General features: G+C 75.1%; 20 protein-coding genes. 11 read left to right on the top strand and 9 right to left on the bottom strand.

Going from position 1 to position 23311, the window contains the following annotated elements; all coding sequences use genetic code 11:
* Positions 1 to 170: 170 nt before the first annotated feature.
* The 5 genes from ACH5AO_RS02415 (at position 171) to ACH5AO_RS02395 (ending at position 6996) form a co-directional block, all read left to right on the top strand.
* Entirely contained in the window at positions 171 to 896 is a 726-nt protein-coding gene (locus ACH5AO_RS02415) for a hypothetical protein (RefSeq protein ID WP_398920927.1), read from the top strand.
* A complete protein-coding gene (locus ACH5AO_RS02410) occupies positions 893 to 1435 on the top strand; it encodes a SixA phosphatase family protein (protein ID WP_398920925.1) in 543 nt (180 codons plus the stop codon). The genes ACH5AO_RS02415 and ACH5AO_RS02410 overlap by 4 nt, the downstream gene beginning before the upstream one ends.
* A gap of 27 nt (positions 1436 to 1462) precedes the next feature.
* Entirely contained in the window at positions 1463 to 2089 is a 627-nt protein-coding gene (locus ACH5AO_RS02405; protein ID WP_398920923.1) for a YigZ family protein, read from the top strand.
* Between the two features lie 750 nt (positions 2090 to 2839).
* Positions 2840 to 4003 (top strand): exonuclease SbcCD subunit D, encoded by a 1164-nt coding sequence (locus ACH5AO_RS02400; RefSeq protein WP_398920921.1) that lies wholly within the window; start codon positions 2840 to 2842, stop codon positions 4001 to 4003.
* Positions 4000 to 6996, top strand: coding sequence for an AAA family ATPase (locus ACH5AO_RS02395; protein WP_398920919.1), 2997 nt, complete (start codon positions 4000 to 4002; stop codon positions 6994 to 6996). The genes ACH5AO_RS02400 and ACH5AO_RS02395 overlap by 4 nt, the downstream gene beginning before the upstream one ends.
* A gap of 10 nt (positions 6997 to 7006) precedes the next feature.
* Here the strand turns inward: ACH5AO_RS02395 and ACH5AO_RS02390 are convergent, their stop codons facing one another.
* Positions 7007 to 7453: an Lrp/AsnC family transcriptional regulator gene (locus tag ACH5AO_RS02390; protein ID WP_391792065.1), complete on the bottom strand. Its 447-nt coding sequence runs from the start codon at positions 7451 to 7453 to the stop codon at positions 7007 to 7009.
* A gap of 94 nt (positions 7454 to 7547) precedes the next feature.
* Between ACH5AO_RS02390 and ACH5AO_RS02385 the strand changes: the two genes are divergently transcribed.
* Both ACH5AO_RS02385 and ACH5AO_RS02380 read left to right on the top strand, forming a co-directional pair.
* Positions 7548 to 8024, top strand: a complete 477-nt coding sequence (locus ACH5AO_RS02385) for a rhodanese-like domain-containing protein (RefSeq protein ID WP_398920917.1) — start codon at positions 7548 to 7550, stop codon at positions 8022 to 8024.
* Positions 8025 to 8294: 270 nt separating this feature from the next.
* Positions 8295 to 9140, top strand: a complete 846-nt coding sequence (locus tag ACH5AO_RS02380; RefSeq protein WP_398920915.1) for an SDR family oxidoreductase — start codon at positions 8295 to 8297, stop codon at positions 9138 to 9140.
* A gap of 15 nt (positions 9141 to 9155) precedes the next feature.
* Here ACH5AO_RS02380 and ACH5AO_RS02375 read toward each other — a convergent pair whose 3' ends face one another.
* The gene (locus ACH5AO_RS02375; protein WP_398920913.1) at positions 9156 to 10844 is read right to left on the bottom strand and encodes a DUF885 domain-containing protein; all 1689 of its coding nucleotides are present in this window, start codon (positions 10842 to 10844) and stop codon (positions 9156 to 9158) included.
* Positions 10845 to 10876: 32 nt separating this feature from the next.
* Positions 10877 to 11368, bottom strand: a complete 492-nt coding sequence (locus tag ACH5AO_RS02370; RefSeq protein WP_398920911.1) for an Lrp/AsnC family transcriptional regulator — start codon at positions 11366 to 11368, stop codon at positions 10877 to 10879.
* A 60-nt stretch (positions 11369 to 11428) separates the two neighbouring features.
* Between ACH5AO_RS02370 and ACH5AO_RS02365 the strand changes: the two genes are divergently transcribed.
* On the top strand, positions 11429 to 12616 hold the full coding sequence (locus tag ACH5AO_RS02365; RefSeq protein WP_398920909.1) for a trans-sulfuration enzyme family protein: 1188 nt from the start codon (positions 11429 to 11431) through the stop codon (positions 12614 to 12616).
* Between the two features lie 288 nt (positions 12617 to 12904).
* On the opposite strand, the gene ACH5AO_RS02360 is transcribed toward ACH5AO_RS02365, so the two are convergent.
* The 3 genes from ACH5AO_RS02360 to ACH5AO_RS02350 form a co-directional block, all read right to left on the bottom strand.
* On the bottom strand, positions 12905 to 14167 hold the full coding sequence (locus ACH5AO_RS02360) for a GNAT family N-acetyltransferase (protein WP_398920907.1): 1263 nt from the start codon (positions 14165 to 14167) through the stop codon (positions 12905 to 12907).
* Positions 14168 to 14290: 123 nt separating this feature from the next.
* On the bottom strand, positions 14291 to 15877 hold the full coding sequence (locus tag ACH5AO_RS02355; RefSeq protein WP_398920905.1) for an alkaline phosphatase D family protein: 1587 nt from the start codon (positions 15875 to 15877) through the stop codon (positions 14291 to 14293).
* Positions 15878 to 16170: 293 nt separating this feature from the next.
* Positions 16171 to 17001: an alpha/beta fold hydrolase gene (locus ACH5AO_RS02350; protein ID WP_398920903.1), complete on the bottom strand. Its 831-nt coding sequence runs from the start codon at positions 16999 to 17001 to the stop codon at positions 16171 to 16173.
* A gap of 166 nt (positions 17002 to 17167) precedes the next feature.
* On the opposite strand from ACH5AO_RS02350, the gene ACH5AO_RS02345 reads away from it, so the two are divergent.
* Both ACH5AO_RS02345 and ACH5AO_RS02340 read left to right on the top strand, forming a co-directional pair.
* Positions 17168 to 18055 (top strand): RNA polymerase sigma-70 factor, encoded by an 888-nt coding sequence (locus tag ACH5AO_RS02345; RefSeq protein ID WP_398920901.1) that lies wholly within the window; start codon positions 17168 to 17170, stop codon positions 18053 to 18055.
* 162 nt (positions 18056 to 18217) lie between these two features.
* Positions 18218 to 18979: a GntR family transcriptional regulator gene (locus ACH5AO_RS02340; protein WP_398920899.1), complete on the top strand. Its 762-nt coding sequence runs from the start codon at positions 18218 to 18220 to the stop codon at positions 18977 to 18979.
* Positions 18980 to 19180: 201 nt separating this feature from the next.
* Here ACH5AO_RS02340 and ACH5AO_RS02335 read toward each other — a convergent pair whose 3' ends face one another.
* The 3 genes from ACH5AO_RS02335 to ACH5AO_RS02325 form a co-directional block, all read right to left on the bottom strand.
* Positions 19181 to 20338, bottom strand: a complete 1158-nt coding sequence (locus ACH5AO_RS02335) for an ROK family protein (RefSeq protein WP_398920897.1) — start codon at positions 20336 to 20338, stop codon at positions 19181 to 19183.
* 94 nt (positions 20339 to 20432) lie between these two features.
* A complete protein-coding gene (locus tag ACH5AO_RS02330; protein ID WP_217135450.1) occupies positions 20433 to 21095 on the bottom strand; it encodes a response regulator transcription factor in 663 nt (220 codons plus the stop codon).
* A 14-nt stretch (positions 21096 to 21109) separates the two neighbouring features.
* Complete coding sequence (locus tag ACH5AO_RS02325) at positions 21110 to 22279, bottom strand: sensor histidine kinase (RefSeq protein ID WP_398920895.1); 1170 nt, start codon at positions 22277 to 22279, stop codon at positions 21110 to 21112.
* A gap of 108 nt (positions 22280 to 22387) precedes the next feature.
* Between ACH5AO_RS02325 and ACH5AO_RS02320 the strand changes: the two genes are divergently transcribed.
* Positions 22388 to 23308 (top strand): ABC transporter ATP-binding protein, encoded by a 921-nt coding sequence (locus ACH5AO_RS02320; RefSeq protein WP_398920893.1) that lies wholly within the window; start codon positions 22388 to 22390, stop codon positions 23306 to 23308.
* The last annotated feature ends 3 nt before the right edge of the window (positions 23309 to 23311 follow it).

Below are 23311 nucleotides of genomic sequence, written 5' to 3'. Positions count from 1 at the left end.
GTCGCGCACAACGAACCGGGGCGCACGGTGATTCCCGGCACCACTCGTTCTCCCCGGGGCCGGTGGACTGTACCGGTCACCGGGCCGTCCGGTGCCGGGAACCGCACACGGCGACCCGAAAAGCGGCCCGGATACCTGCGTACGCCCGCTCACGCGCCTACGCTCGCCTCGTGCTGCGCATCACCGACGCCCGAACGGGCGAACCCGTGGACGCCGCCCCCGCCCGGCGGGGCCTGACCCGGGTCGAGGCCCACACACAGGGGGCCGGCCCGACGGACCTGCGTGTGCTGCTCGTCGCCGACCTGCTCGTACGGGCCCTGGAACTCGGCGGCACGCCGGTCTGGGCGCTGCTCTCCGGCGACCGGTGGCAGGCGGAACTGCGCGCGGCGGGCGCGGCCCTCGGGGTCCGGCCCTTCGAGGACGGCGGGGACGCCGGCACCGGCCTGGGCGAGGCCCAGGTGCTGCACGTGGTGAGCGAGGGCGGCGCGACACCCGACGGAGTGCGCGTCGCCGTGGCCCCCGTGCACGGGGAGGCACCCGGCCCGGCGGACGGCGCCGACCCCGCCGCCCTGCGGCTGGCCCTGCTCGCCCGCCCCAGGAGCGAGCCCGTGACGGTCGGCCCGGCCGCCCTGGGCGCCGCCGCCGGAACCCTCGACCGCTGGCGCCGCGCGGTCGCCGACTGGGCGCGCCGGCCTTCGAAGCCGGTCCCCGACGCGGTGCGCGCCGGTCTGCGCACCGCGTGGGAGGACGATCTCGACACGGCCGGAGTGCTGGGCGTCCTCCGCGCGGTGGAGACGGACCCCGACCTGGCGGACGGCGCCCGCTTCGAGACGTACGCCTACGCCGACCGGCTGCTCGGCCTCGACCTCACCCGCGACCTGGGATCCCCGGCGTGATCGAGCGCGCCGCGCCGGGACCGCTGCGCCGCCTGGCCGTCCTGCGTCACGCCAAGTCCGCCCGGCCGCAGGGCGTCACCGACCACGAGCGCCCCCTCGCCCCGCGCGGCCTCCGGGACGCCCCCGCCGCCGGACGCGCGCTCGCCGAGGCCGACTGCCTGCCGGGCCTCGCGCTGTGCTCCACCGCCGTGCGGGCCCGCCGCACCTGGGAGCTGGCCGCCGCGCAGTGGGGCACACCCCCACCGGTCCGCCACGACCCCCGCCTGTACCACGCCGGCGTGCCCGAGCTGCTGGACGTGGTGCGCGAGACACCGGCCGAGGTGGAGACGCTGCTGCTGGTCGGACACAACCCGGGCCTCGAGGACCTCGTCCTGACCCTGGCCGGCGACGGCCTGGACGACACCCTGGACCGCGTCCGCGCCAAGTTCCCCACCTCCGCGATCGCCGTCCTGTCCTGGCGCGGCGCCGCCTGGCGGGACCTCGCCCCCGGTGCCGCCCTGCTGACGTCGGTGACGGTGCCCCGGGGCGGGCGCCGGTAGCCCGCGCGGGACGCATAGGCTGGCCGGATGCAGGACGAGTACCGCACCGTCGCCCGCGCGGGCGTGCACGAGACCGAGATCAACCGCTCCCGCTTCCTGTGCGCCCTCGCCCCGGCGGCCACCGAGCAGGAGGCGCAGGACTTCATCGCGGCCGTCCGCAAGGAGCACGCCGACGCCACCCACAACTGCTGGGCGTACGTCATCGGCGCCGACGCCTCCATCCAGAAGGCCAGCGACGACGGGGAGCCCGGCGGCACCGCCGGCGTCCCCATGCTCCAGATGCTGCTCCGCCGCGACATGCGGTACGTCGTCGCCGTCGTCACCCGCTACTACGGCGGCGTCAAGCTCGGCGCCGGCGGCCTGATCCGCGCGTACGGCGGATCGGTCGGAGAGGCCATCGACGACCTCGGCACGCTCACCCGCCGCCGCTTCCGCCTGGCTACGGTCACCGTCGACCACCAGCGTGCCGGCAAGGTCCAGAACGACCTGCGCTCCACCGGCCGCGAGGTCCGCGACGTGCGCTACGCCGAGCAGGTCACCATCGAGATCGGCCTCCCGGACGCCGACGTGGACACCTTCCGCGCCTGGCTCGCCGACGTCACCGCCGGGTCGGCGGGGTTCGAGCTGGGCGGGGAGGCGTACGGGGACGCCTGAGGGGACTCACCGGGCGGACCCCCGTACGGCGGGAGGCGGAACGGGGCAGCGGCGCCCGGAACGAAGGGTCCCGGTCGCCTCCGGCCGGCCCGTCCCGAAGGACTTGCCGGCGGCCCGCCCGCCACGGCCGCGGGCGAACGGGTCGCATACGGCGTGACGGGCGCCGGCCCCGCCAGGGCTTCGGAGACCCACGGGGCCTCCCCGGCACGGGCCGGACAGCCGGCTGGCCCCGGCTCCCGCACGTCGCCGACGCTGAACCGGCCGTGGCGCGCGCAGGGGAAGCCCACGAGGTCCGGGCCGAGCGGCACCGCCTGCCCCGTCCCGGGCGACCGGGGGGAGGCGGATCGACCGGCGGACCGGCCCGCCGCCCGGCTCCGCCCTGACGTACCGACAGGCGTGCTCCGGGCCCCGCCGCGCCGTACGACCGTCGGCGCGGCGGGGACGAGGCCGGTGAACTCGGCGGCGACCGGCGGAAGTGCGTCCTCCATGTGCGGCACGGGGCCGTGGTGGTGACGGCGCTCCGCCTTCTTCCCGAGCGCCTCACCCCGGAACGTCCCGTTGCGGAAGCCGATCCGGTCCCCGTCGTGTGTCCCCGCTCACATGGCCCGCCCCGCCCTGGAAGGAAGGCCTCCGGCAGGGCGGCAACCGGCGACGGGTCCGGCACGAAGGGCGTTCGTGAGATCTCTCATGACGGGCGATACGGGAGTAACCGCCCGCACTGTCGGACCCGGCCGCTACGCTGCGGGGATCATGAGACTGCTGCACACTTCCGACTGGCACCTCGGCCGGTCCTTCCACCGGGTCGGCATGCTCGGGGCCCAGGCAGAGTTCATCGGCCACCTCGTCGCCACCGTGCGTGAGCGCGAGGTGGACGCGGTGGTCGTGTCGGGAGACGTGTACGACCGTGCGGTGCCGCCGCTCGCCGCGGTCGAGCTGTTCGACGACGCCCTGCACCGTCTCGCCGACCTCGGCGTGCCGACGGTGATGATCTCCGGCAACCACGACTCGGCCCGCCGCCTCGGCGTCGGCGCCGGGCTCATGGGGCGCGCCGGCATCCACCTGCGGACCGAACCGTCCGCGTGCGGCACGCCCGTGGTGCTGTCCGACGGGCACGGGGACGTCGCCTTCTACGGGCTGCCGTACCTCGAACCCGCCCTGGTGAAGGACGAGTTCGCGGTGGAGAAGGCCGGCCACGAGGCGGTGCTCGCCGCCGCCATGGACCGCGTCCGCGCGGACCTCGCCGCCCGCCCGGCCGGCACCCGCTCGGTCGTCCTCGCGCACGCCTTCGTCACCGGCGGCCAACCCAGTGACAGTGAACGGGACATCACCGTCGGCGGGGTGGCCGCCGTGCCCGCCGGGGTGTTCGACGGCGTCGACTACGTGGCGCTGGGGCACCTGCACGGCTGCCAGACCCTCACCGACCGGGTGCGCTACTCCGGCTCCCCGCTGCCGTACTCCTTCTCCGAGGCCGGCCACCGCAAGAGCATGTGGCTCGTCGACCTGGCCGCCGACGGGGCGGTCACCGCCGAGCGCGTGGACTGCCCGGTGCCGCGCCCGCTGGCCCGGATCCGCGGCACCCTCGGGGAACTGCTCGCCGACCCCGCGCTGGCACCGCACACGGAGGCGTGGGTCGAGGCGACCCTCACCGACCCGGTCCGCCCGGCCGACCCCATGGCCCGGCTCACCGAGCGCTTCCCGCACACCCTCAGCCTGGTCTTCGACCCGGACCGGGCGGCGGACGACCCCGCGGTCTCCTACGCCCGCCGCCTCGCCGGCCGCGACGACCAGCAGATCGCCGAGGACTTCGTCGCCCACGTGCGCGGCGCGGGACCCGACGCGCACGAACGGGCCGTCCTGCGGGAAGCCTTCGACGCGGTCCGCGCGGACGACGCGGTGCGGGAGGTGGCGCGATGAGGCTGCACCGGCTGGACATCACCGCCTTCGGGCCCTTCGGGAGCACCCAGAGCGTCGACTTCGGGGAGCTGTCCGCCGCGGGGCTCTTCCTGCTGCACGGCCCCACCGGCGCCGGCAAGACCTCCGTCCTGGACGCCGTCTGCTACGCGCTGTACGGCTCCGTCCCCGGCGCCCGGCAGAGCGGCCAGGGCATGACCCTGCGCAGCGACCACGCCGCCCCGGGCGTCCGCACCGAGGTCACCCTCGAACTCACCGTCGCGGGACGCCGGCTGGAGATCACCCGGCAGCCGCCCTGGGAGCGTCCCAAGAAGGGCCGCCGCGCGGGCACCACGGTGGACAAGGCCCAGACCTGGCTGCGCGAACGCGACGCCGCCTCGGGCACCTGGAAGGACCTCAGCCGCTCGCACCAGGAGATCGGCGAGGAGATCACCCAGCTCCTCGGCATGAGCCGGGAGCAGTTCTGCCAGGTCGTGCTGCTGCCCCAAGGCGACTTCGCGCGCTTCCTGCGCGCCGACGCCGAGGCCCGCGGCAGGCTGCTGGGCCGCCTCTTCGACACCCGCCGCTTCGCCGACGTGGAGAAGCGCCTCGCCGAACGCCGGCGGGCCGCCGAGTCCCGGGTGCGCGAGGGCGACGCCGAGCTGCTCGCCGACGCGCACCGGATGCAGCAGGCCGCGGGCGGCTCCATGGAACTGCCCGAGCTCACGCCCGGTGAACCGGGACTGGCCGAGGCCGTGCTGTCCGCCGCCGCCGTCGCCCGCAGCACCGCGCGGGAACAGCTCACCGCCGCCCGCTGCCGCCTCGCCACCGCCGAGTCCGCCCTCGCCGACGCCGACCGCGTCCTGGACGCCGTACGCGAACGGGACCGGCTGCAACGGCGCTTCGCCGAGGCACGGGAGCGGGCGGCCCGGCTCCAGGAGCGGTCCGGCGCCCACCACGAGGCGCGGGCCCGCCTGGAGCGGGCCCGCAAGGCCGAGACCGTCGCCCCGGCCCTGGACCTGCGGGACTCCGCGGAGGCCGAACACGGACGGGCGGCCGGGGCCGAACTGCGCGCCCGTGCCCTGCTCCCGGCGCCCCTCGCGGACGCGGGGGCGGCCGGGCTCGCGGCCGCCGCCCGCCGGGCCGCCGAGGAACTGGGCGGGCTGGAGTCGGCCCGCCGCGCCGAGCGGCGACTGACGGAACTCCTCGGCGAGCGCGCCGACCTGGACCGCCAGGAACGCGCCGACGACGAGGCACGGGAGGACGCGGAGGCCTGGCTCGCGGACTGGGAGGAGACCCGCGCGGGTCTGCAGGCCGGTATCGAGTCCGCTCGGCAGGCCGCGACCACGGCCCGTGAACTCGACGTGCGGCGCGACCCCGCGCGGCAGCGGCTGAACGCCGCGCGGCTGCGCGACCGGCTGGCCGGGGAGACGGAAGCGGCCGAGGAGCAGGCCCGTGCCGCCCGGGAGCGGGCGCTCGCGGCGAAGCAGCACTGGCTCGACCTCAAGGAACAGCGCCTGAACGGCATCGCCGCCGAACTGGCCGACGGCCTCACCGCCGGCGAACCCTGCGCGGTCTGCGGCGCCACCGAACACCCCGCCCCCGCCCGCAAGGTCGCCGGGCACGTCGACCGCGCGACGGAGGAACACGCCCTCACCGACCACCAGCGCGCCGAGGACCGGCGCACGCAGGCCGAGCAGCGGCTCGGCGACCTGCGGGAGGCGCTGGCCGCCGCGAGCGCCGAAGCCGGGGACGGCGCCACCGAACAGCTCTCCCGCGCGGTGGACGAGCTGGAACGGCAGTACGCGCGGGCGCGGGACGCCGCCTCCGTACTGCACGCCGAGCAGGAGCGGCTGCGCCGCGCCGAGCGGGAGCACGAGCTGCGGATCACCGCCCAGCGCGAGGCGGCCGTCCGGGCCGCCTCCCGGGTGGGCCACCGCGAGCGGCTGGACCGGGAACACGCGGCGCTGACCGAGGAGTTGGCGCAGGCGCGGGGGGACGCCACCAGCGTGGCCGCGCGCGCCGCGCAGCTGGAGCGGAGCGTCGCACTGCTCACGGACGCCGCCGACGCCGCCCGCGCCGCCGAGGACGCGGCCCAGCGGCTCAAGGAGGCCGACGCCCGGCTCGCCGACGCCGCCTTCCGCGCGGGCTTCGACACCCCGCGGGCCGCCGCCGAAGCCCTCCTCGACGACACCGCACACCGCGAACTCCAGCAGAGCCTGGACGCCTGGCAGCACGAGGAGGCCGCCGTACGGGCCGTCCTGGCCGAACCGGAGACCGCGGCCGCCGCACAGCAGCCGCCCGCCGACCTCGGCTCCGCGCAGCGGGCCGCCGAGGACGCAGGCCGCAGGGTGCGCGAGGCGGCCTCCGCGCGGGACGCCGCCGAACGACGCTGCGCCGAACTCGACCGGATCTCCGCGCGGGCCGCCGACTCGGTGCGCCGGCTGGGCCCCCTGCGCGAGGAGTACGAGCGGGTGGCCCGCATGGCCGGACTCACCGCGGGCACCTCGGCGGACAACGAACGGAAGATGCGCCTGGAGTCGTACGTCCTCGCCGCCCGCCTGGAACAGGTCGCCGCCGCCGCGACCGTACGGCTGCACCGCATGTCGTCCGGCCGGTACACCCTCGTCCACTCCGACGACCGCACCGGCCGCGGCCGCAGCGGACTCGGATTGCACGTCGTCGACGCCTGGACCGGACGGGAGCGCGACACCGCGACCCTCTCGGGCGGCGAGACCTTCTTCGCCTCCCTCGCCCTCGCGCTCGGCCTCGCGGACGTCGTCACCGACGAGGCGGGCGGAGTCCGGCTGGACACCCTCTTCATCGACGAGGGCTTCGGCAGCCTCGACGACCAGACTCTCGACGAGGTCCTGGACGTCCTGGACTCCCTGCGCGAACGCGACCGCAGCGTGGGCATCGTCAGCCATGTCGGCGATCTGCGGCGCCGGATACACGCCCGGCTGGAGGTCATGAAGGGACGCTCGGGCTCGGAGCTGCGCCGGCACGGCACCCGCTGAGGGCCGCGGCTCAGCGCCCCAGCGGGCGGCGCGGCAGCGGCGAGGAGTAGACGACGCTGGTGGTCACCGAGCCGAGCGTGCCGATCCGGCCCGCCACCTCCTCCAGGTGCCGCATCGAACGGGCGGCGACCTTGATGACGAAGCAGTCCTCGCCCGTCACGTGGTGCGCCTCCAGGACCTCGGGCGTCACGGCGACGAGGTCGTGGAACGGCTTGTAGTTCCCGGTCGGGTACCGCAGCCGTACGAAGGCCAGGATCGGCAGCCCGATCCGCTCCGGGTCCACCACCGCCGCGTAGCCCTGGATGATTCCGGCCTCCTCCATGCGGCGCACCCGCTCGGTGACCGCGCTCGCGGACATCGAGACGGCACGGGCCAGTTCGGCGAAACTGGCCCGTCCCTCCCGCTGGAGGACGTCGAGGATGCGCCAGTCGGTGGCGTCCGGGGAATACGCGGTCATGGAGGAGAAGTAGCAGGGAAATCCCCGGCGGATCAAGGTGAAGGCCGGGGTTCTCCGCTTCAGGACCGGCTTCCGCGGCCGTAGTTTCTCTCCCATGACCACCACCACCGTGAACTCCGTCCTGCGCGTCGCCCCTGCCTCCCCGGCGGAGGCCGCCGCCCACTTCCGCGCGAGCCTCGCCTTCCACACCGACGTCTCCGACGTGGCCGCCGCGTTCGCGGCCGGCGGGGACCCCGGGTTCGTCCTGGTGGACTCCCGCTCCACCGAGGCCTGGGACCAGGGCCATGTCCCCGGCGCGGTGCACCTGCCCACCGCGCTCGTCCCCGAGCGGGCCGCGGAGCTCCTCGACCCGTCGGTCCCGGTCGTGACGTACTGCTGGGGCCCCGGCTGCGACGGCGCCGCCCGCGCCGCGCTCGCCCTCGCCGAACTCGGCTACCGCGTCAAGGAGATGCTCGGCGGATTCGAGTACTGGGTGCGTGAGGGCTTCGAGTTCGAGACCCGGCGGGGCCGGGAGCGCCGCGCTCCCGACCCGCTGACGGCGCCTGTGGGCGCCGACGACTGCGGATGCTGAACCCCCGCTCCCGGCAAGGGAGCCGGCCCGGTAGGTTCCGCGCGTGGTACGACACGCGGAGCCGGGCACGGCCGAGTGGGTGGAGTCGGGCGGTGGGCCGCTCGTCGCGGTGCCGGAGACGGCCCTGCCGTCCCCGGTCCGTGCGTGCTCGTGGGGGCGGTCATGGCGTACGGTTCGGCCGGGAGTGCGGTGGTCGTATCGCCGAGCGGGCGGATCGTCCGGCCGATATTCGCGTGCGCCGGCCCGTCCGGCCCCGCATCATGGGTGATCATGCCCAAGCTCCCGCACCCCGCGCCCGAAGCACTCCGCCGCGACCCCCTGCCCCTGCGGGGCCGGACCGCGCTGGTCACCGGGGCCAGCCGGCGCGGCGGCATCGGCCATGCCGTGGCCCGGCGTCTCGCCGCCTACGGGGCGAGCGTCTACCTGCACCACCACGTGCCGCACGACGCCGCCATGCCCTGGGGCGCCGACCGGCCCGAGGACGTGACCGCCTCCGTGCGCGAGGCCCTCGGCGACCCCGGTGCGACCGTGCTCGCCGGTCCCGGCGACCTCACCGACCCCGCGGCCCCCGCCGAACTGCACGCCCGCGCGACCGAGGCGCTCGGCGGACGGCTCGACGTCCTCGTCGCCAACCACGCCCTCAGCGGCTCCGACGGCGACCTCGACACGATCGACGCCGCCATGCTCGACGCGCACTGGGCCGTCGACACCCGCTCGGTGCTGCTGCTCGTCCAGGCCCACGCCCGGCACCGAGCGGCCCTGCCCCCGCGCACCCCGGGCGGGCGCGTGGTGATGATGACCTCCGGGCAGGACATCGCGGGCGGCATGCCCGGCGAGATCGCCTACGCCCTCCAGAAGGGCGCCCTCGCCTCCATCACCCGCTCCCTGGCCACCACCCTGGCCGGGCACGCGGTCACCGTGAACACCGTCAACCCCGGCCCCGTGGACACGGACTACCTGACCGGCGACGCCTACGACGCCGTCGCCGCCCTCTTCCCCGCCGGCCGCTGGGGCATGCCCGACGACCCCGCCCGCCTCATCGCGTGGCTGGCCACGGACGAGGCGGACTGGATCACCGGTCAGGTCATCGACTCCGAGGGCGGCTTCCGGCGCTGACGGCGCCGGACCGGCTCACAGCGCCGACAGCTCGTCCACCAGGTCGTCCAGGCCCAGCGAGCCCTGGGACAGCGCGGCCATGTGCCACGCCTTGAGGTCGAAGGCGTCGCCGTGCCGCTCGCGGGCCTTCTCCCGGCCCAGCAGCCACGCCCGCTCACCCAGCTTGTAGCCGATCGCCTGGCCCGGGATCGTCAGATAGCGGGTCAGCTCGCTCTCCACGAAGTCCGCCGGGCGGCTGCTGTGCGCCCCGAAGAACTCCTCGGCCAGCTCCGGCGTCCAGCGCTCACCCGGGTGGAACGGCGAGTCCGCCGGGATCTCGAGCTCCAGGTGCATGCCGATGTCGACGATGACCCGGGCCGCCCGCATCATCTGCGCGTCCAGGTAGCCCAGCCGCTCCTCCGCGTCCGCGAGGAAACCGAGCTCGTCCATCAGCCGCTCCGCGTACAGCGCCCAGCCCTCGGCGTTGGCGCTGACCATGCCCACGGAGGCCTGGTAGCGGGAGAGGTTCTCGGACACGTGCACCCACTGCGCGAGCTGCAGGTGATGGCCGGGGACGCCCTCGTGGTACCAGGTGGAGACCAGGTCGTAGACCGGGAAGCGGGTCAGGCCCATCGTGGGCAGCCAGGTGCAGCCGGGCCGGGAGAAGTCCTCCGACGGCGGCGTGTAGTACGGCGCCGCCGCGCTCCCCGCCGGGGCGATCCGCGACTCCACCCTCCGCACCCGCTCCGCGAGGTCGAAGTGCGTGCCGTCCAGGGAGTCGATCGCCCGGTCCATCACGCCCTGCAGCCACGCGCGGACCTCGTCGACGCCCTCGATGTGCCGGCCGTGCTCGTCCAGGTGCGCCAGCGCCACCCACGGCGTGGCGGCCCCCGGCAGGATCTTCTCGGCCTCCTTCCTCATCTCGCCGAGCAGCCGGTGGTACTCCGACCAGCCGTACGCGTACGCCTCGTCCAGGTCGAGATCGGTCCCGTTGTAGTAGCGGGCCCAGCGGGCGTAGCGCTCCCGGCCCACCGTGTTCGGCGCGCCCTCGATCGCCGGCGCGTACACGTCGCGCATCCAGTCCCGCAGCTCCACGACGGCCGCGGTCGCCGCGCGGGCGCCCTCGTCCAGCTCCGCGCGCAGCGCGTCCGGTCCCGCGGCGGCGAAGTCCTCGAACCAGCCGCGGCCCTCACCCGTGTCCGCCCACTCGGTGAGCTGCCCGACGAAGGTCCTTGTCGGGCGCGGAGCCGCGTACAGCTTGCGCTCCAGGCCCAGCGCGAGGGACTCCCGGTAGCCCGCCAGCGCGGCCGGCACCGCGCGCAGCCGCTCGGCGATGGCCGCCCAGTCCTCCTCGGTCTCCGCCGGCGTCACGGTGAACACCTCGCGCACCGAGTGCGCGACCGTGCCCAGGTTGCCGACCGCGCGCAGGCCCTCGTCGGCCTCGTGCACGGCGAGTTCGGCGGTGAGCCGCTCGCGCAGCAGCCGGGCGCAGCGGCGCTCGATGCCGCTGTCCGCGCCGGGCCGCCGCTCGGCCTCGTCGAGCCGTGCGAGGGTGGCCCGCTGGAGCTCGGCGAGCGCCTCCTGCCCGGCGGGCGAGAGGTCGGGCAGACGGGAGGAACTCTCCTTCACTCCGAGGAACGTTCCGGTGACCGGGTCGAGGGCGATGAGCTCGTCGACGTAGGTGTCGGCGACCTGACGGGGAAGCGCGCTGTTGGTCTGAGACATGCGGACCATCCTCGTACCGGGCCCGCGGTACGTCATCCCGTTTGAGCTGTGGGCGAAGGCGGCAGCAGCGGTCCGCAGTCCCACTGCTGGAAGATCAGCCGGGTCTCCACGCGGGCCACCTCCCGCCGGGCGGTGAACTCGTCGAGCACCAGCCGTTGCAGGTCCGCCATGTCCGCGACCGCGACATGCACCAGATAGTCGTCGGGGCCGGTCAGGTGGAACACGGTCAGCGACTCCGGCAGCGCCCGGATCCGTTCCACGAACGGCCCCACCAGCTCCCGGCGGTGCGGTCTGACCTGCACCGACAACAGCGCCTGGAGCCCGCGCCCCAGCTTGGCGGGGTCCAGCTCCAGCCGGTGCCCGAGGATCACGCCACAGCGGCGCAGCCGGGTCACCCGGTCCAGACAGGTCGACGGCGCGACCCCGACCCGCGCGGCGAGGTCCCGGTACGTCGTCCGGGCGTCGTTCTGCAGCAGCCGCAGCAGATGGAGATCCACCGGATCGAGTACGACGGATTCGGCCATCGGCCGAACGTAGCACGGGCTTCCGCTCTCCCGACCCGTTCGGTGTTCACCCTTCCGCCCATGGACTTGGGCATGGACACGCGGCGCACCACCCGCGCACTCGCCACCGAGGCCGTGCACGCAGGCCGCGACGACCTCGCCGGACTGGGACTGCACGCCCCGCCGATCGACCTGTCGACCACCTACCCCTCGTACGACAGCCGTGCCGAGGCGGCCCGCATCGACGCCTTCGCCACCACCGGCGCCGAGCCGGAGGGCCCGCCCGTCTACGGGCGGCTCGGCAACCCGACCGTCGCCCGCTTCGAGACCGCCCTCGCCCGCCTGGAGGGCACGGAGTCGGCGGTCGCGTTCGCCAGCGGCATGGCCGCGCTCAGCGCCGTCCTGCTGGTCCGCGGCTCGACGGGACTGCGGCACGTCGTCGCCGTACGCCCCCTGTACGGGTGCAGCGACCATCTGCTGACCGCCGGACTGCTCGGCTCCGAGGTGACCTGGACCGACCCGGCGGGGGTCGCCGACGCGCTGCGCCCCGACACCGGCCTGGTGCTCGTGGAGACCCCGGCCAACCCCACGCTCGCCGAGATCGACCTGCGGGCCGTCGCCCACGCCTGCGGCTCCGTGCCGCTGCTCGTCGACAACACCTTCGCCACGCCGGTCCTCCAGCGCCCGGCCGGGCACGGGGCGCGGCTGGTGCTGCACAGCGCCACCAAGTACCTCGGCGGGCACGGAGACGTGCTGGCGGGCGTGGTGGCCTGCGACGAGGAGTTCGCCGGGCGGCTGCGCCAGGTGCGGTTCGCCACGGGCGGTGTGCTGCACCCGCTGGCCGGCTATCTGCTGCTGCGCGGCCTGGCGACCCTGCCGGTACGGGTGCGGGCCGCGTCCGCGAACGCCGCCGAACTCGCCTCCCGGCTCGCCGCCGATCCGCGCGTGGCCCGGGTGCACTACCCGCGCATCGGCGGGGCGATGGTCTCCTTCGAGGTGCACGGGGATCCGCACGAGGTGATCACCGGCGTACGCCTGATCACCCCGGCCGTCAGTCTGGGCAGCGTGGACTCCCTCATCCAGCACCCTGCCTCCATCAGCCACCGCATCGTCGACGCCGACGACCGCAGGGAGGCCGGGGTGAGCGACCGGCTGCTGAGGCTCTCGGTCGGCCTGGAGGACGTCGAGGACCTGTGGGCCGATCTGGACGCGGCCCTGGGGGTGCGGGCCGGGACGCCCGCACCGGCGGAGGCGCCGGCCCGGGTCTGAGGCCGGGTACCCGGGGGACGGCCCGGCGCGTCGCACCGCCGGGCCGCTTTCCGGACGCCCGCGCGTCGGCCGGGATCCCGTGTCAGCGCGCTCGTCGTGCGCCGGTCGGCATGGTGAGGTCGTCGTCCCGCGGCCGCGCGGAGGCCGGAGCCCCGTGTCCGCGTGCTCGCCGTGTGCCGGCCGGTGCGCCGTGCCCCTCGCCCCCGCCGTCCCGCGCCCGCGCGGTGGCCATGCCCTCGTGTTCGCGCGCGGTGCCGGTGCCGGTGCCGCGCGCCCGCGCGTGACGGGCTACGACCGGCCGATCCGCTCGCCGTGCTCCCGCTCCCCGGGGACGCGGCGGTCCGCCACGGCGTCCAGGCGGACCGTGACGACCAGGGTGCCCTCCTCGATCTGGTAGTCGAGCGGCAGCCCCAGGCCGCGCATCGCGGCGACCATGCCGGTGTTGGACGCCTGCGTCACGGCGTACACCTGGGCGCAGCCGTCCTCGGCCGCCATCGCCACCAGCCGGGTGAGCAGCTCGGAGCCGATGCCCCGGCGCTGCCAGGCGTCCTCCACGACCAGCGCGACCTCGGTCTCGTCGCCGTCCCACAGCAGATGGCCGAGGCCGACGATGCGGCCCGAGGCGGTCTGCGCGGCGAGCGTGCGGCCGAAGCGCGGGCTGAGCAGGTGGTTCAGATAGCGGTCCGCGTCACCGACCGGCCCGTGGTACCGCATGCGCAGGGTCTCGGTGGAGCACCGCTCGTGCATCGCCCGCGCGGCCGCCAGATCGCCGGTGTCCGCGCGGCGCACGGAGACGGCGCTGCCTTCCGGCAGGGTGAGGACGTCACGGCCGCGCGGGATCCGCGGCCCGAGCCGGGCGTCCAGCTCCACCAGCGCGCGGGCGCGGGCGAACTCGGTGGGCGTGAACGGCAGATACGGCCGTTCCACGGTGATCTCCCCGCCCTCCGGGGCGCGCAGCCGGATCACGGTGTCCTCCAGGGAGCCCTCCTCGGGCACGGTCGTGGTCGCCCGGTGACCGCCGCCCGGCAGAGAGCGGATCGTGCACCGGCCCAGCAGCTGGCGCAGCGCGAGCGGCAGTTCGGCCGCGTCCTGCGCGGTGCGGGCGGCCAGCCCGAGGACCCGGGTCGGGGCGTCCACCAGATCGTGGGCGTCGGCCCGTTCGGTCCAGGTGTCCGCGCCCCCGGCGAGCGACACGGCGGCGACGAGGTCCGTTCCCTCCGGCGCCCGCAGCAGGAACTCGTCGACGGTCTCCTCGCCCAGCGGGTGCGTCTGCAGGCTCAGGATGTCGACCCGCCGCTCGGCCAGCGCCGTGCAGAGCGTGGCCAGCGCGCCGGGTTCGTCCTTCACCGTCGTCCGCATCCGCCACAGCACGCTGTCCCCGGCCACGGCGGCGGACGGCCGGACACCGCCGGTATCGTGCGCCGGCGGTGCGTGGCCGTGGCGCCGTGCCCACCACGCGTGGAAGGCGGCCGTGCACCGCGCGGTGAGTCCGACGGGGTTCCACCAGGGGTGCACGGGACCGCCGTGCCGGGTGTGCGTCACTTCAGACATGTCTCGACTCATGCAGCCACTGTGAAGGAATCGTGTTTCGTGATCACGAACGTACTGTGACTGATGGGTAAAGCGCGTTTCTGTCCGTTTTGTTGAGTTGCTGGCCGGAGTCGCCGACCGAAGTCACTGACCGACCAGGCCCGGCCGCAGCGTCTTCGTGAACAGTACGGTGCCGTCCTGCTCCCGCATCCGCACCGTCAACTCACCGCTGTCGCCGTCGATGTCGACCTCGCCGAAGAACTGGTAGCCGCCGGCGGGCGAGACGTTCGAGGCGCTCGGCGCCTTCACCCACACCCGCTCCGGGCCGAAGGTGCCGTCGAGCGCGCTGGCCGGGAAGGCGCCCGCGTTCAGCGGACCGGAGACGAACTCCCAGAACGGCTCGAAGTCGTCGAACGCGGCCCGCGAGGGCTGGTAGTGCTGCGCCGAGGTGTGGTGCACGTCGGCCGTCAGCCACACCGTGCCGGTGATCCGCCGGTGCTTGACGAACCGCAGCAGCTCCGCGATCTGCAGCTCCCGTCCCAGCGGAGCTCCCGGGTCGCCCTGGGCCACCGCCTCGACGTTCTGCCTGCCCTCGGTCGTGTCGGGCACGACGAGGCCGATCGGCATGTCGGCGGCGATCACCTTCCACACCGCCCGCGACCGCGACAGCTCCCGCTTGAGCCACTCCAGCTGCTCCCGCCCGAGGATGCCCTGCGGGTCCACGGTCTGGTCACCGGAGGAGTTGGCGTTGCGGTACGTCCGCATGTCCAGCACGAACACGTCGAGCAGCGGCCCCTGCCGCAGCACCCGGTACACCCGGCCCTCCCGGGCGCCCGGCCGCAGCGTGGACATCGGGAAGTACTCACTGAACGCGCGCCGCGCCCGGGCGGCCAGCACGTCGACGCTCTTCTCCGTATACCGGGCGTCCGTGTCGGCGATCCGCTGGCCCGGGTACCAGTTGTTGCGCACCTCGTGGTCGTCCCACTGCACGATGGACGGCACCTGGGCGTTGAACCGGCGCAGGTTCTCGTCGAGCAGGTTGTAGCGGAAGTTGCCCCGGAACTCGGCCAGGGTCTCGGCGACCTTGGCCTTCTCCTCGGTGGTGACGTTCCGCCAGACGCCGCCGTCCGGCAGGGCGGCGGTCGCGGAGACGGGTCCGTCGGCGTAGACGGTGTCGCCGCTGAACAGGAAGAAGTCGGGGTCGAGCCGGGCCATCGCGTCGAAGATGCGGTAGCCGCCGATGTCGGGATTGATGCCCCAGCCCTGCCCCGCCAGGTCGCCCGACCACAGGAACCGCACACCGTCCCGGCGCCGGGCGGCGACCGTGCGGAACGTGCCGGTGACCGGTTCACCGGTGCGGCGCGGGTCGTCGGGGTCGGCGAGCAGCACCCGGTAGTGGATCTGCTCGCCGGACGGCAGCCCGTGCAGCCGGGTCGTACCGGTGAAGTCGGTGCCCGCGCCGAGCAGCGGACCGTGCCATCTGCGCGGGCGGCGGAACGATTCGGTCGCCGACGTCTCGACGATCATCCGTGCCGGACGGTCGGAGCGCACCCACACCAGCCCTGAGTCGCGGGTGACGTCGCCGGTCTGCACGCCCCATTCGGCCCGCGGGCGCCCGGAGAGGGCGAAGGCGGGCGCCGTGCCGAGCGCGGTGGGCAGGGTCAGGGCCGCCGAGGCCGCGAGCGAGCCGCGCAGAACGGCGCGGCGGCCGGGGAGCGGACGGTGTGACATGGGATGCGCCTCCAGGGACGGGATCCGGCCAGTGTGCGCGACCACACCTACGCGGACGGCGCGGCCCGCACGCGAACACCGGGTGAACAACTCGCGCGGGCGGGGGAGCGGCCCCCTGCCGGGCGGCGGCCGGCCGGGGCACGGCTCGACGGCAGCCGGGTCCCAGGGGCGAGCCGCACAGCCTCGCGCGGCGCCGCGCGAGGCGGCGGGCCCTTCGGGGCCGGTCCGCGGTGTCGCCATGACAGGGCCGCACCGGGCGCTCCGGTAACGGGGCGGCGCCGCGCGGTCCGCCCTCAGCGGCTGCCGTCGAGGATGACCCGCGCGACCAGCGCCGGGTCGTCGTTCATCGGGACGTGGCCGCAGCCGGGCAGCCGGACCAGCCGGGCCCGGGGGATGATCCGCTTGGCGCGGACGCCCTGACGGGGGATCAGCAGCCGGTCCCGGGAACCCCAGGCGACGGTCACCGGTATGCCGGGCACGTCGTCGGTGAACCGTACGGCGGTGCCCGCGCGGAGGGTCTCGGTGAAACCGGTGGCCCCGGCGAGCGCGAGCGTCTCGGCGACCACGGCCTCCGGGGAACGGCGCCCGGGGCGGGCGTAGATGGTGCTGGTCAGCGCCGCCCGGCCGGCCGCGGAGCGGGCGAGGCGCTCGACCAGCGGAAGCGGCATCCGCTCCGCGATCCGCCGCATGGCGGTCAGCACGCCGAAGGCGTACCGCCGCTCGGCCTGCGTCCAGAAGCCCGCCGGGGACAGGGCGGTGACGGACCGTACGAGCCGTTCCCGGCCGAGCTCCAGGGCCAGCAGGCCGCCGAGCGAGTTGCCCGCGACGTGCGGCCGGCCGAGCTCCAGCTCCTCGCACAGGGCGCCCAGGGCGGCGTTCATGGTCGGCAGGTCGTGGGTGAGGCCCTCGGGCAGCGACGGGGAGGCGCCGAAGCCGGGCAGGTCCACGGCGATCACCTCGCGCTCGGTCGCCAGGATGTCCACCACCGGGTCCCAGGCCTGGCGGTGATGGCCGATGCCGTGCAGCAGGAGCAGCGGTTCGCCGCGGCCCACGCGCGCGTAGGACAGGGTCACGGGCTGCGGGCCGAGGGGAGAGGGGACCTCGAAGGAGACGGTCGCGGACATGGGGGTGCTCCTCGTCTGGGACTCGTGGGAACGGACGCCGCCCGGCGTCTATGTAGACAGCTTGTCAGCAATTGCTACCGACGGGTAGCCCCATGGTCGGCGTGTCCCGTGGGCCACCGGCCGGTGCCGCCTGGACACGACCGCGCGGGTCGGCTGGGATGGTGCCGTGACCACCGACACCGCGACCGACGCCTTCGAGGAACACCGCCCCGTCCTCCTGGGGGTCGCCTACCGCATGCTGGGCCGGGTGGCCGACGCGGAGGACGTGGTGCAGGACGCGTGGCTGCGCTGGTCGGGCGGCGACCGGGCCGAGGTGCGCGAACCGCGCGGCTACCTGGTGCGCGTCACCACCCGCCTCGCCATCGACCGGCTGCGCCAGATCAAGGCGCGCGGCGAGACGTACGTCGGCCCGTGGCTTCCCGAGCCCTACGTCACCGACTTCGGCGACACCGTCCCGGACGCCGCCGAACGGGCCGTCCTCGCCGACTCCGTCTCCCTCGCCGTCCTCGTCGTCATGGAGTCCCTGTCACCCCTGGAGCGCGCGGTGTTCGTGCTGCGGGAGGCGTTCGGCTACCCGTACGCCGACATCGCGGCCGTGCTCGACCGCGGCGAACCGGCCGTACGCCAACTCGCCGGCCGCGCCCGCAAGCACGTCGAGGAGCGCCGCCCGCGCTACGAGGTCGACCCCGCCGAGCGCCGCGACCTCACCGAACGCTTCCTGGCCGCGGCGGCCGACGGCGACCTGGAGGGCCTGCTGGAACTCCTCGCCCCCGACGCGCGCCTGGTCGGCGACAGCGGAGGCAAGTCGCGCGCCCCGCTGCGGGTCCTGGAGAGCGCCGACCACGTGGGGCGCTTCCTCCTCGGCGTCGCCCGCAGGGGCGTGCCGGACCTCTCCTTCCGCTTCCTGGAGCTCAACGGCGGCCCCGCGGCGCTCGTCCTGTCCGGTGACGAGCCCGACTCCGTCGTCCAGCTCGACGTCGCCGGCGGGCGCGTCCGGACGGTGTACGTCATCCGCAATCCCGACAAGCTGCGTTCGCTCGCCGCGGTCCGGTAGGAGCCCCCGCGCCGGAGCCCCCGTCACGACGGGGGCCCGCCATCGCGCCCGATTGGTATTGACCAAGGGTGAGAGGCGCCTTATGGTCGCAGATAAGTGAAACAACCTTTAATAAACAAGGGCGCTAAAACGCGGCCGGACACGGCGATCGTGGAGGACAGGGTGGGGACCACGCAGCTGGAAACGGTGCCGGAACCGAAGTACTGGCACCTCAGGACCGTGCTCAGTGAGGCGCTGGACTCGGAGTTCTCCGTGGGCGAGGTCCTGCCCAACGAGCGCGACCTCGCCGCCCGCTTCGGCGTCGCCCGCGCCACGCTCCGGCAGGCCCTGGAACAACTCGAACTCGAAGGCAGGCTGCAGCGCCGCCGCGGTGTGGGCACCACGGTCGCCCCGCCGCGCATGGGCGTGTCCGTCGGCGCGGCCCAGCAGACCTGGCCGGGCGGGCCGCTCGACGCCTGGCAGACCCTGGACTGCGCGCTCGAGGTGCCGCCCGCCGCCGTCGCCGAGACGCTGGTGACCGGCCGCGACGAGCCCGTGCACGTCGTGCGGCGCTCCCGCGTCTCCCACGGCCAGCCCGTCGCCGCCGAACTCCTCTACATCCCGGCGGACTCGGTCCCGGACCTGTCCGGCATCGACGCGCCGTCCGGCACGGCACGCGCGCGTGCCGTGCTGCGGGAACTGCAGCGCCTGGAGCTGGAGCGGCAGGAGAACGCGGTGGAGCTCGGCTCGGCCCGCGCGGACGACGCGAAGGAGCTGGACCGCCTTCCGGGCGCGCCGGTCCTCGTCGTCACCACCCGCTTCATCGCCCGCGGCCGCACCGCCGCGCTCTCCGTGGCCACGTACCGCGCGGACACCTGCCGCCTCACCTTCGGTGACTCCGGTGGCGTCGAGATCCACCACGGCCCGGAACGCCACGCGTCCTGACCTCCCCGTAACCATCCCGTGGCTGAGGACAGCCACACCGCCGTAGCTGCGGGCAGTCGTGCCGCTGGGGCGGCACGGGTGGGCGCAGCGGCACCCGGCAGGCGCCGGTCAGCGAAACCCACCCCCGCCCAGCAGGCACCGGGGTCAGCTGAGCCGGGGGGTGTCCCGGAGCCCGGCGTCAGCGGGGTGCCGTCGTGCCCGCTACCGGCGGGCCGTCACTGTGCCCTCCACCGCGAAGAGCTGTTCCTCCACGTGGTCGAGGGCCAGACGCACCGCACCCGTGGCGACCGCCGCCTCGCCGAGGTGGGACAGCGTGACCTTCGGCGGACGCAGACAGTAGCGGGCCAGTTCGCGCCGCAGCGGCTCCAGGACGCCGTCCAGACCGGCCGCCCAGCCGCCGATCACCACCAGCTCCGGATCGAGGGCCAGCACCAGCGCCGCCACGTCGTGGACGAGCCGGCGGATGAACCGGTCCATGGCCGCCAGCGCCCGCGTGTCGCCCCCACGGGCCTGGGCGAAGACCTCGGCGACCGCCTGCTCGTCGAGCGGGTGCAGCGGCTCGTCCGTGGTGGACAGCAGGGTCTCGGGGGTCGCCTCCCGGCCCAGCAGATGCAGTGCCCCGATCTCGCCGGCCGCCCCGCCGTACCCCCGGTGCAGCCGCCCGCCGATCAGCGAGCCGGCGCCCGGGCTCAGCCCGGCCAGCACGAACACCACGTCGTCGGTCCTCCTGGCGGCGCCCTTCCAGTGCTCGGCGACGACAGCCGCGTTGGCGTCGTTCTCCACCAGCACCGGACACTTGAAGGACCGGCTCAGCCGCTCGCCGAGGCCGAGGCCCGTCCAGCCCGGCAACGCCGTGCCCAGCCGCACCGTGCCGTCCGCCTCCACGATCCCCGGTGTGCCCACGCCCACGGCCCGCAGCGAGCCGCGCGGAACACCGGCCCGCCGCAGCAGCTCCGCGACGGCTGTGCCGGTCCGCTCCAGCCGCTCGTCGGCGTCGACGGTCTCGTCGACGTCCCGCGCCTGTGCGCCGATCACCTTGCCGTCCAGATCGGCCAGCAGCGCCGCCACCCGGTGCGCCCCGATCTCCAGACCGAGCAGATGCCCGGCCTCCGCCCGGAACCGGAACCGCCGCGCCGGCCGCCCCTGCCGCCGCGCGGCGCCCTCCTCGGCCGCCGTCTCCACGACGAGGCCCGCCTCGATGAGCCCCTCCACGACGCCCTCGACGGTCGGCCGGGACAGTCCCGTCACCCGGCTCACCTCGGTCAGCGTCGCGCAGTCCGTCGCCCGAAACGCGTGCAGCACCACCGCGGAGTTGATCCTCCGCAGCAGCGAGGGGTCCCCGCCGGTCAGCCGACCCACCGTCCGTCCTCCCTGCTGGTGCGCGTGTTGGGCGGATCGTACTCGGCGCGGCGGACCCCGGCGACCTCCGGGCGGGAGCGGCCCGGGACGAGGTTCAGCCCGGCGCCACGAAGCCCGACTCGTAGGCCGCGATCACCGCCTGGGTCCGGTCCCGCGCCCCCAGTTTCGCCAGCACGGCGCTCACATGGGACTTCACCGTCTCCGTCCCCACCACCAGCCGCGCCGCTATCTCCGCGTTCGTCAGGCCCCGCGCCATCAGCCGCAGCACCTCCTCCTCGCGCCCGGTCAGCCGCGCCCGCTCCAGCACGTCACGGGCCGCGCGGTTGCCGTCCCCGTCGGCGTACTCGGCCGCGAGCCGCCGCACCGAGGCGGGGAACAGCAGCGACTCGCCCTCGGCGACCAGCCGGACCGCGTGCACGATCTCCGCGGGCCGCGCCCGCTTCAGCAGGAACCCGTCGGCGCCCGCGCGCAGCGCCCCGTACACGTACTCGTCGTTCTCGAACGTCGTCACGACGAGGATCTTCGGCGGCGCGTCGACCGACCGCAGCAGCGCGCGCGTGGCCTCGATCCCGTCCAGCAGCGGCATGCGCACGTCCATGGCGACCACGTCCGGCCGCAGTCGACGCACCAGCGGGATCACCGCCGCACCGTCGGCCGCCTCCCCGACCACCTCGATGTCCGGCTGCGCCTCCAGCACGGCGCGCAGGCCGGCGCGTACGAGGGGTTCGTCGTCGACGAGCAGAACGGTGACCGGCATCCGGCCAGCGTAGATCAGCGCAACGGCAGTTCCACCCGCACCCGCCAGTCACCCCGGTCGGGACCGGTGTGCGCCTGCCCTCCCAACAGGGCCGCGCGCTCGCGTATGCCGCGCAGGCCGCTGCCCCGGCCGGACCCGGACGCCGTCCCGGTGAAGGGATTGCGGACCTCCAGGCCGAGCGAACCGTCGTCGACCGCGACACGGACCCGCACGGGGACGGCACCCGCGTGCCGCAGCACATTGGTCAGCGCCTCCTGGAGGATGCGGTACCCCTCGCGGGAAACCGGCCCGGGCACGGTCTCCAGGGGCCCGGTCATGTCGGCGTCGACCTCCGCGCCGGAAGCCCGCGCGGACTCCAGCAGCCGGCCGGCGTCCGTGAGGGCCGGCCGCCCGCCGACCGGCGGCCCGGATTCGCGCAGGACGCCGAGGACCCGCTCCAGGTCCTCCAGCGCGGCCCGGCCGGTCTCCTCGATGGCCTCCAGGGCCCGGTCGGTGAAGGCGGGATCACCGGCCGCGCGGGCGGCGCCCGCCTGCACGACGGCCACGGTCAGGGCATGGCCGATGGAGTCGTGGAGCTCCCGGGCGATACGGGTGCGCTCCAGGAGCTGCTCGGTGCGTTCCTCCAGGGCGGCCAGCCGCTCGACGGGGGAGGGGCCGAGCAGGCGGTGGGCCAGTGCCGTGATCAGGCGGCCCGAGCCGACCATGGTCGCCGCCAGGGCCGCCAGGGCCGGGGGCAGCAGGAGGACGTGCCACCAGTCGTGGCCCTCGAGCAGGAGCAACTCGCCGGAGGCCGTGTCCATGCCGAACGCCGCCGCCGCCAGGTCCACCGCGGCCATGAGCAGTTGCACGGTGAACAGGGAGGTCACGCAGCCGATCAGCAGCCGCGCCTGGAGCCACACGACGAGCCTGCCCCGGTCGCTCCAGGAGGCGGACGGCGCGACGACGACGCCGGCGCTCTCGCTGTCGTGCCGCTGACCGGCCAGCAGCAGTCTGGCCTGCAGCCCCTCCACGGTGCGCATCGCGGGCACCAGCCCGACGGGCACGAGCACCAGGGCCGCCGCGACCCAGGTCCACCACGCCTCCTGGACGAACAGCCACAGCGACGGCCACACGATCGCGATGAACAGGTGCAGCAACCGTGTGTACGTCACCGCCCGACCGAACGGGCGCAGCAAGCGGACCATTCCGTCATCGTGCCAGCCGCCACTGACAGCGGACCTCCCCCGCACGGGGGAGACGATCTCCACCGGCGGGGGAGGCCCCACCCCCGTACGGGGCGTCACGCTGCTGCCATGACCAGCATCGACGTCCAGGACCTCACCAAGGAGTACGGCACCCGGCGAGCCGTCGACCACCTCACCTTCCGCGTCCTGCCCGGCCGGGTCACCGGATTCCTCGGCCCCAACGGCGCCGGCAAGTCCACCACCATGCGCCTGGTGCTCGGCCTCGACCGCCCCACGTCCGGCTCCGCCACCCTCGGCGGCCGTGCGTACGCCACCCTCCAGCACCCCCTGCGCCACGTCGGGACCCTGCTCGACGCGCAGGCCGCGCACGGCTCCCGCACCGGCCGCGACCATCTGCGCGTCCTGGCGGCGACCCACCGGATCCCGGACCGCCGGGTCGACGAGGTGCTGGAGGAGACCGGCCTGGGTCCGGCGGGGCGCCGTCGGGTGCGGACCTACTCCCTGGGCATGCGCCAGCGGCTGGGCATCGCCGCCGCGCTGCTCGGCGACCCGGAGACCGTCATGCTCGACGAGCCGTCCAACGGCCTCGACCCGGAAGGCATCGTGTGGATCCGCACCCTGGTGCGCCGGCTCGCGGACGAGGGGCGGACCGTCCTGGTCTCCAGCCACCTGATGAACGAGACCGCCTCCTTCGCCGACCACCTCGTCGTCCTCGGGCGGGGCCGTCTCCTCGCGGACACCCCGATGCGGGAGTTCATCGACGCGCGCGTGCGCCCCGCCGTCCGCATCCGCACCTCCGACCCCACCGCCCTCAGGAGCGTCCTCGCCGGGCACGGTCACGACGCCGTGGAACACCCCGACGGCCACTGGAGCGTGCCGGACGCGCGCGTGGAGGACATCGGAGGCCTCGCCTCCGCCGCCGGGGTGCCGATCCTCGAACTCACGGCGGACGAAGGCACGCTGGAACAGGCCTATCTGGACCTGACCGCCGCCGAGACCGAGTTCGCCGCACAGCCCCAGGAGGCCTGACCC

Origin of the sequence: Streptomyces sp. NPDC018964, assembly GCF_044390325.1 — a bacterium.
Classification (GTDB): domain Bacteria; phylum Actinomycetota; class Actinomycetes; order Streptomycetales; family Streptomycetaceae; genus Streptomyces.
This window is presented reverse-complemented; position numbering and strand designations above follow the sequence as displayed.

What these genes read in the sequence shown, in the direction of transcription:
- ACH5AO_RS02360 (WP_398920907.1), bottom strand. Translation starts at nt 14,167, where the DNA reads ATGTCTGAAGTGACGCACACCCGGCACGGCGGTCCCGTGCACCCCTGG.
- ACH5AO_RS02390 (WP_391792065.1), bottom strand. Translation starts at nt 7,453, where the DNA reads ATGACCGCGTATTCCCCGGACGCCACCGACTGGCGCATCCTCGACGTC.
- ACH5AO_RS02330 (WP_217135450.1), bottom strand. Translation starts at nt 21,095, where the DNA reads ATGCCGGTCACCGTTCTGCTCGTCGACGACGAACCCCTCGTACGCGCC.
- ACH5AO_RS02395 (WP_398920919.1), top strand. Translation starts at nt 4,000, where the DNA reads ATGAGGCTGCACCGGCTGGACATCACCGCCTTCGGGCCCTTCGGGAGC.
- ACH5AO_RS02365 (WP_398920909.1), top strand. Translation starts at nt 11,429, where the DNA reads ATGGACTTGGGCATGGACACGCGGCGCACCACCCGCGCACTCGCCACC.
- ACH5AO_RS02385 (WP_398920917.1), top strand. Translation starts at nt 7,548, where the DNA reads ATGACCACCACCACCGTGAACTCCGTCCTGCGCGTCGCCCCTGCCTCC.
- ACH5AO_RS02355 (WP_398920905.1), bottom strand. Translation starts at nt 15,877, where the DNA reads ATGTCACACCGTCCGCTCCCCGGCCGCCGCGCCGTTCTGCGCGGCTCG.
- ACH5AO_RS02350 (WP_398920903.1), bottom strand. Translation starts at nt 17,001, where the DNA reads ATGTCCGCGACCGTCTCCTTCGAGGTCCCCTCTCCCCTCGGCCCGCAG.
- ACH5AO_RS02405 (WP_398920923.1), top strand. Translation starts at nt 1,463, where the DNA reads ATGCAGGACGAGTACCGCACCGTCGCCCGCGCGGGCGTGCACGAGACC.
- ACH5AO_RS02325 (WP_398920895.1), bottom strand. Translation starts at nt 22,279, where the DNA reads ATGGTCCGCTTGCTGCGCCCGTTCGGTCGGGCGGTGACGTACACACGG.
- ACH5AO_RS02380 (WP_398920915.1), top strand. Translation starts at nt 8,295, where the DNA reads ATGCCCAAGCTCCCGCACCCCGCGCCCGAAGCACTCCGCCGCGACCCC.
- ACH5AO_RS02375 (WP_398920913.1), bottom strand. Translation starts at nt 10,844, where the DNA reads ATGTCTCAGACCAACAGCGCGCTTCCCCGTCAGGTCGCCGACACCTAC.
- ACH5AO_RS02370 (WP_398920911.1), bottom strand. Translation starts at nt 11,368, where the DNA reads ATGGCCGAATCCGTCGTACTCGATCCGGTGGATCTCCATCTGCTGCGG.
- ACH5AO_RS02320 (WP_398920893.1), top strand. Translation starts at nt 22,388, where the DNA reads ATGACCAGCATCGACGTCCAGGACCTCACCAAGGAGTACGGCACCCGG.
- ACH5AO_RS02400 (WP_398920921.1), top strand. Translation starts at nt 2,840, where the DNA reads ATGAGACTGCTGCACACTTCCGACTGGCACCTCGGCCGGTCCTTCCAC.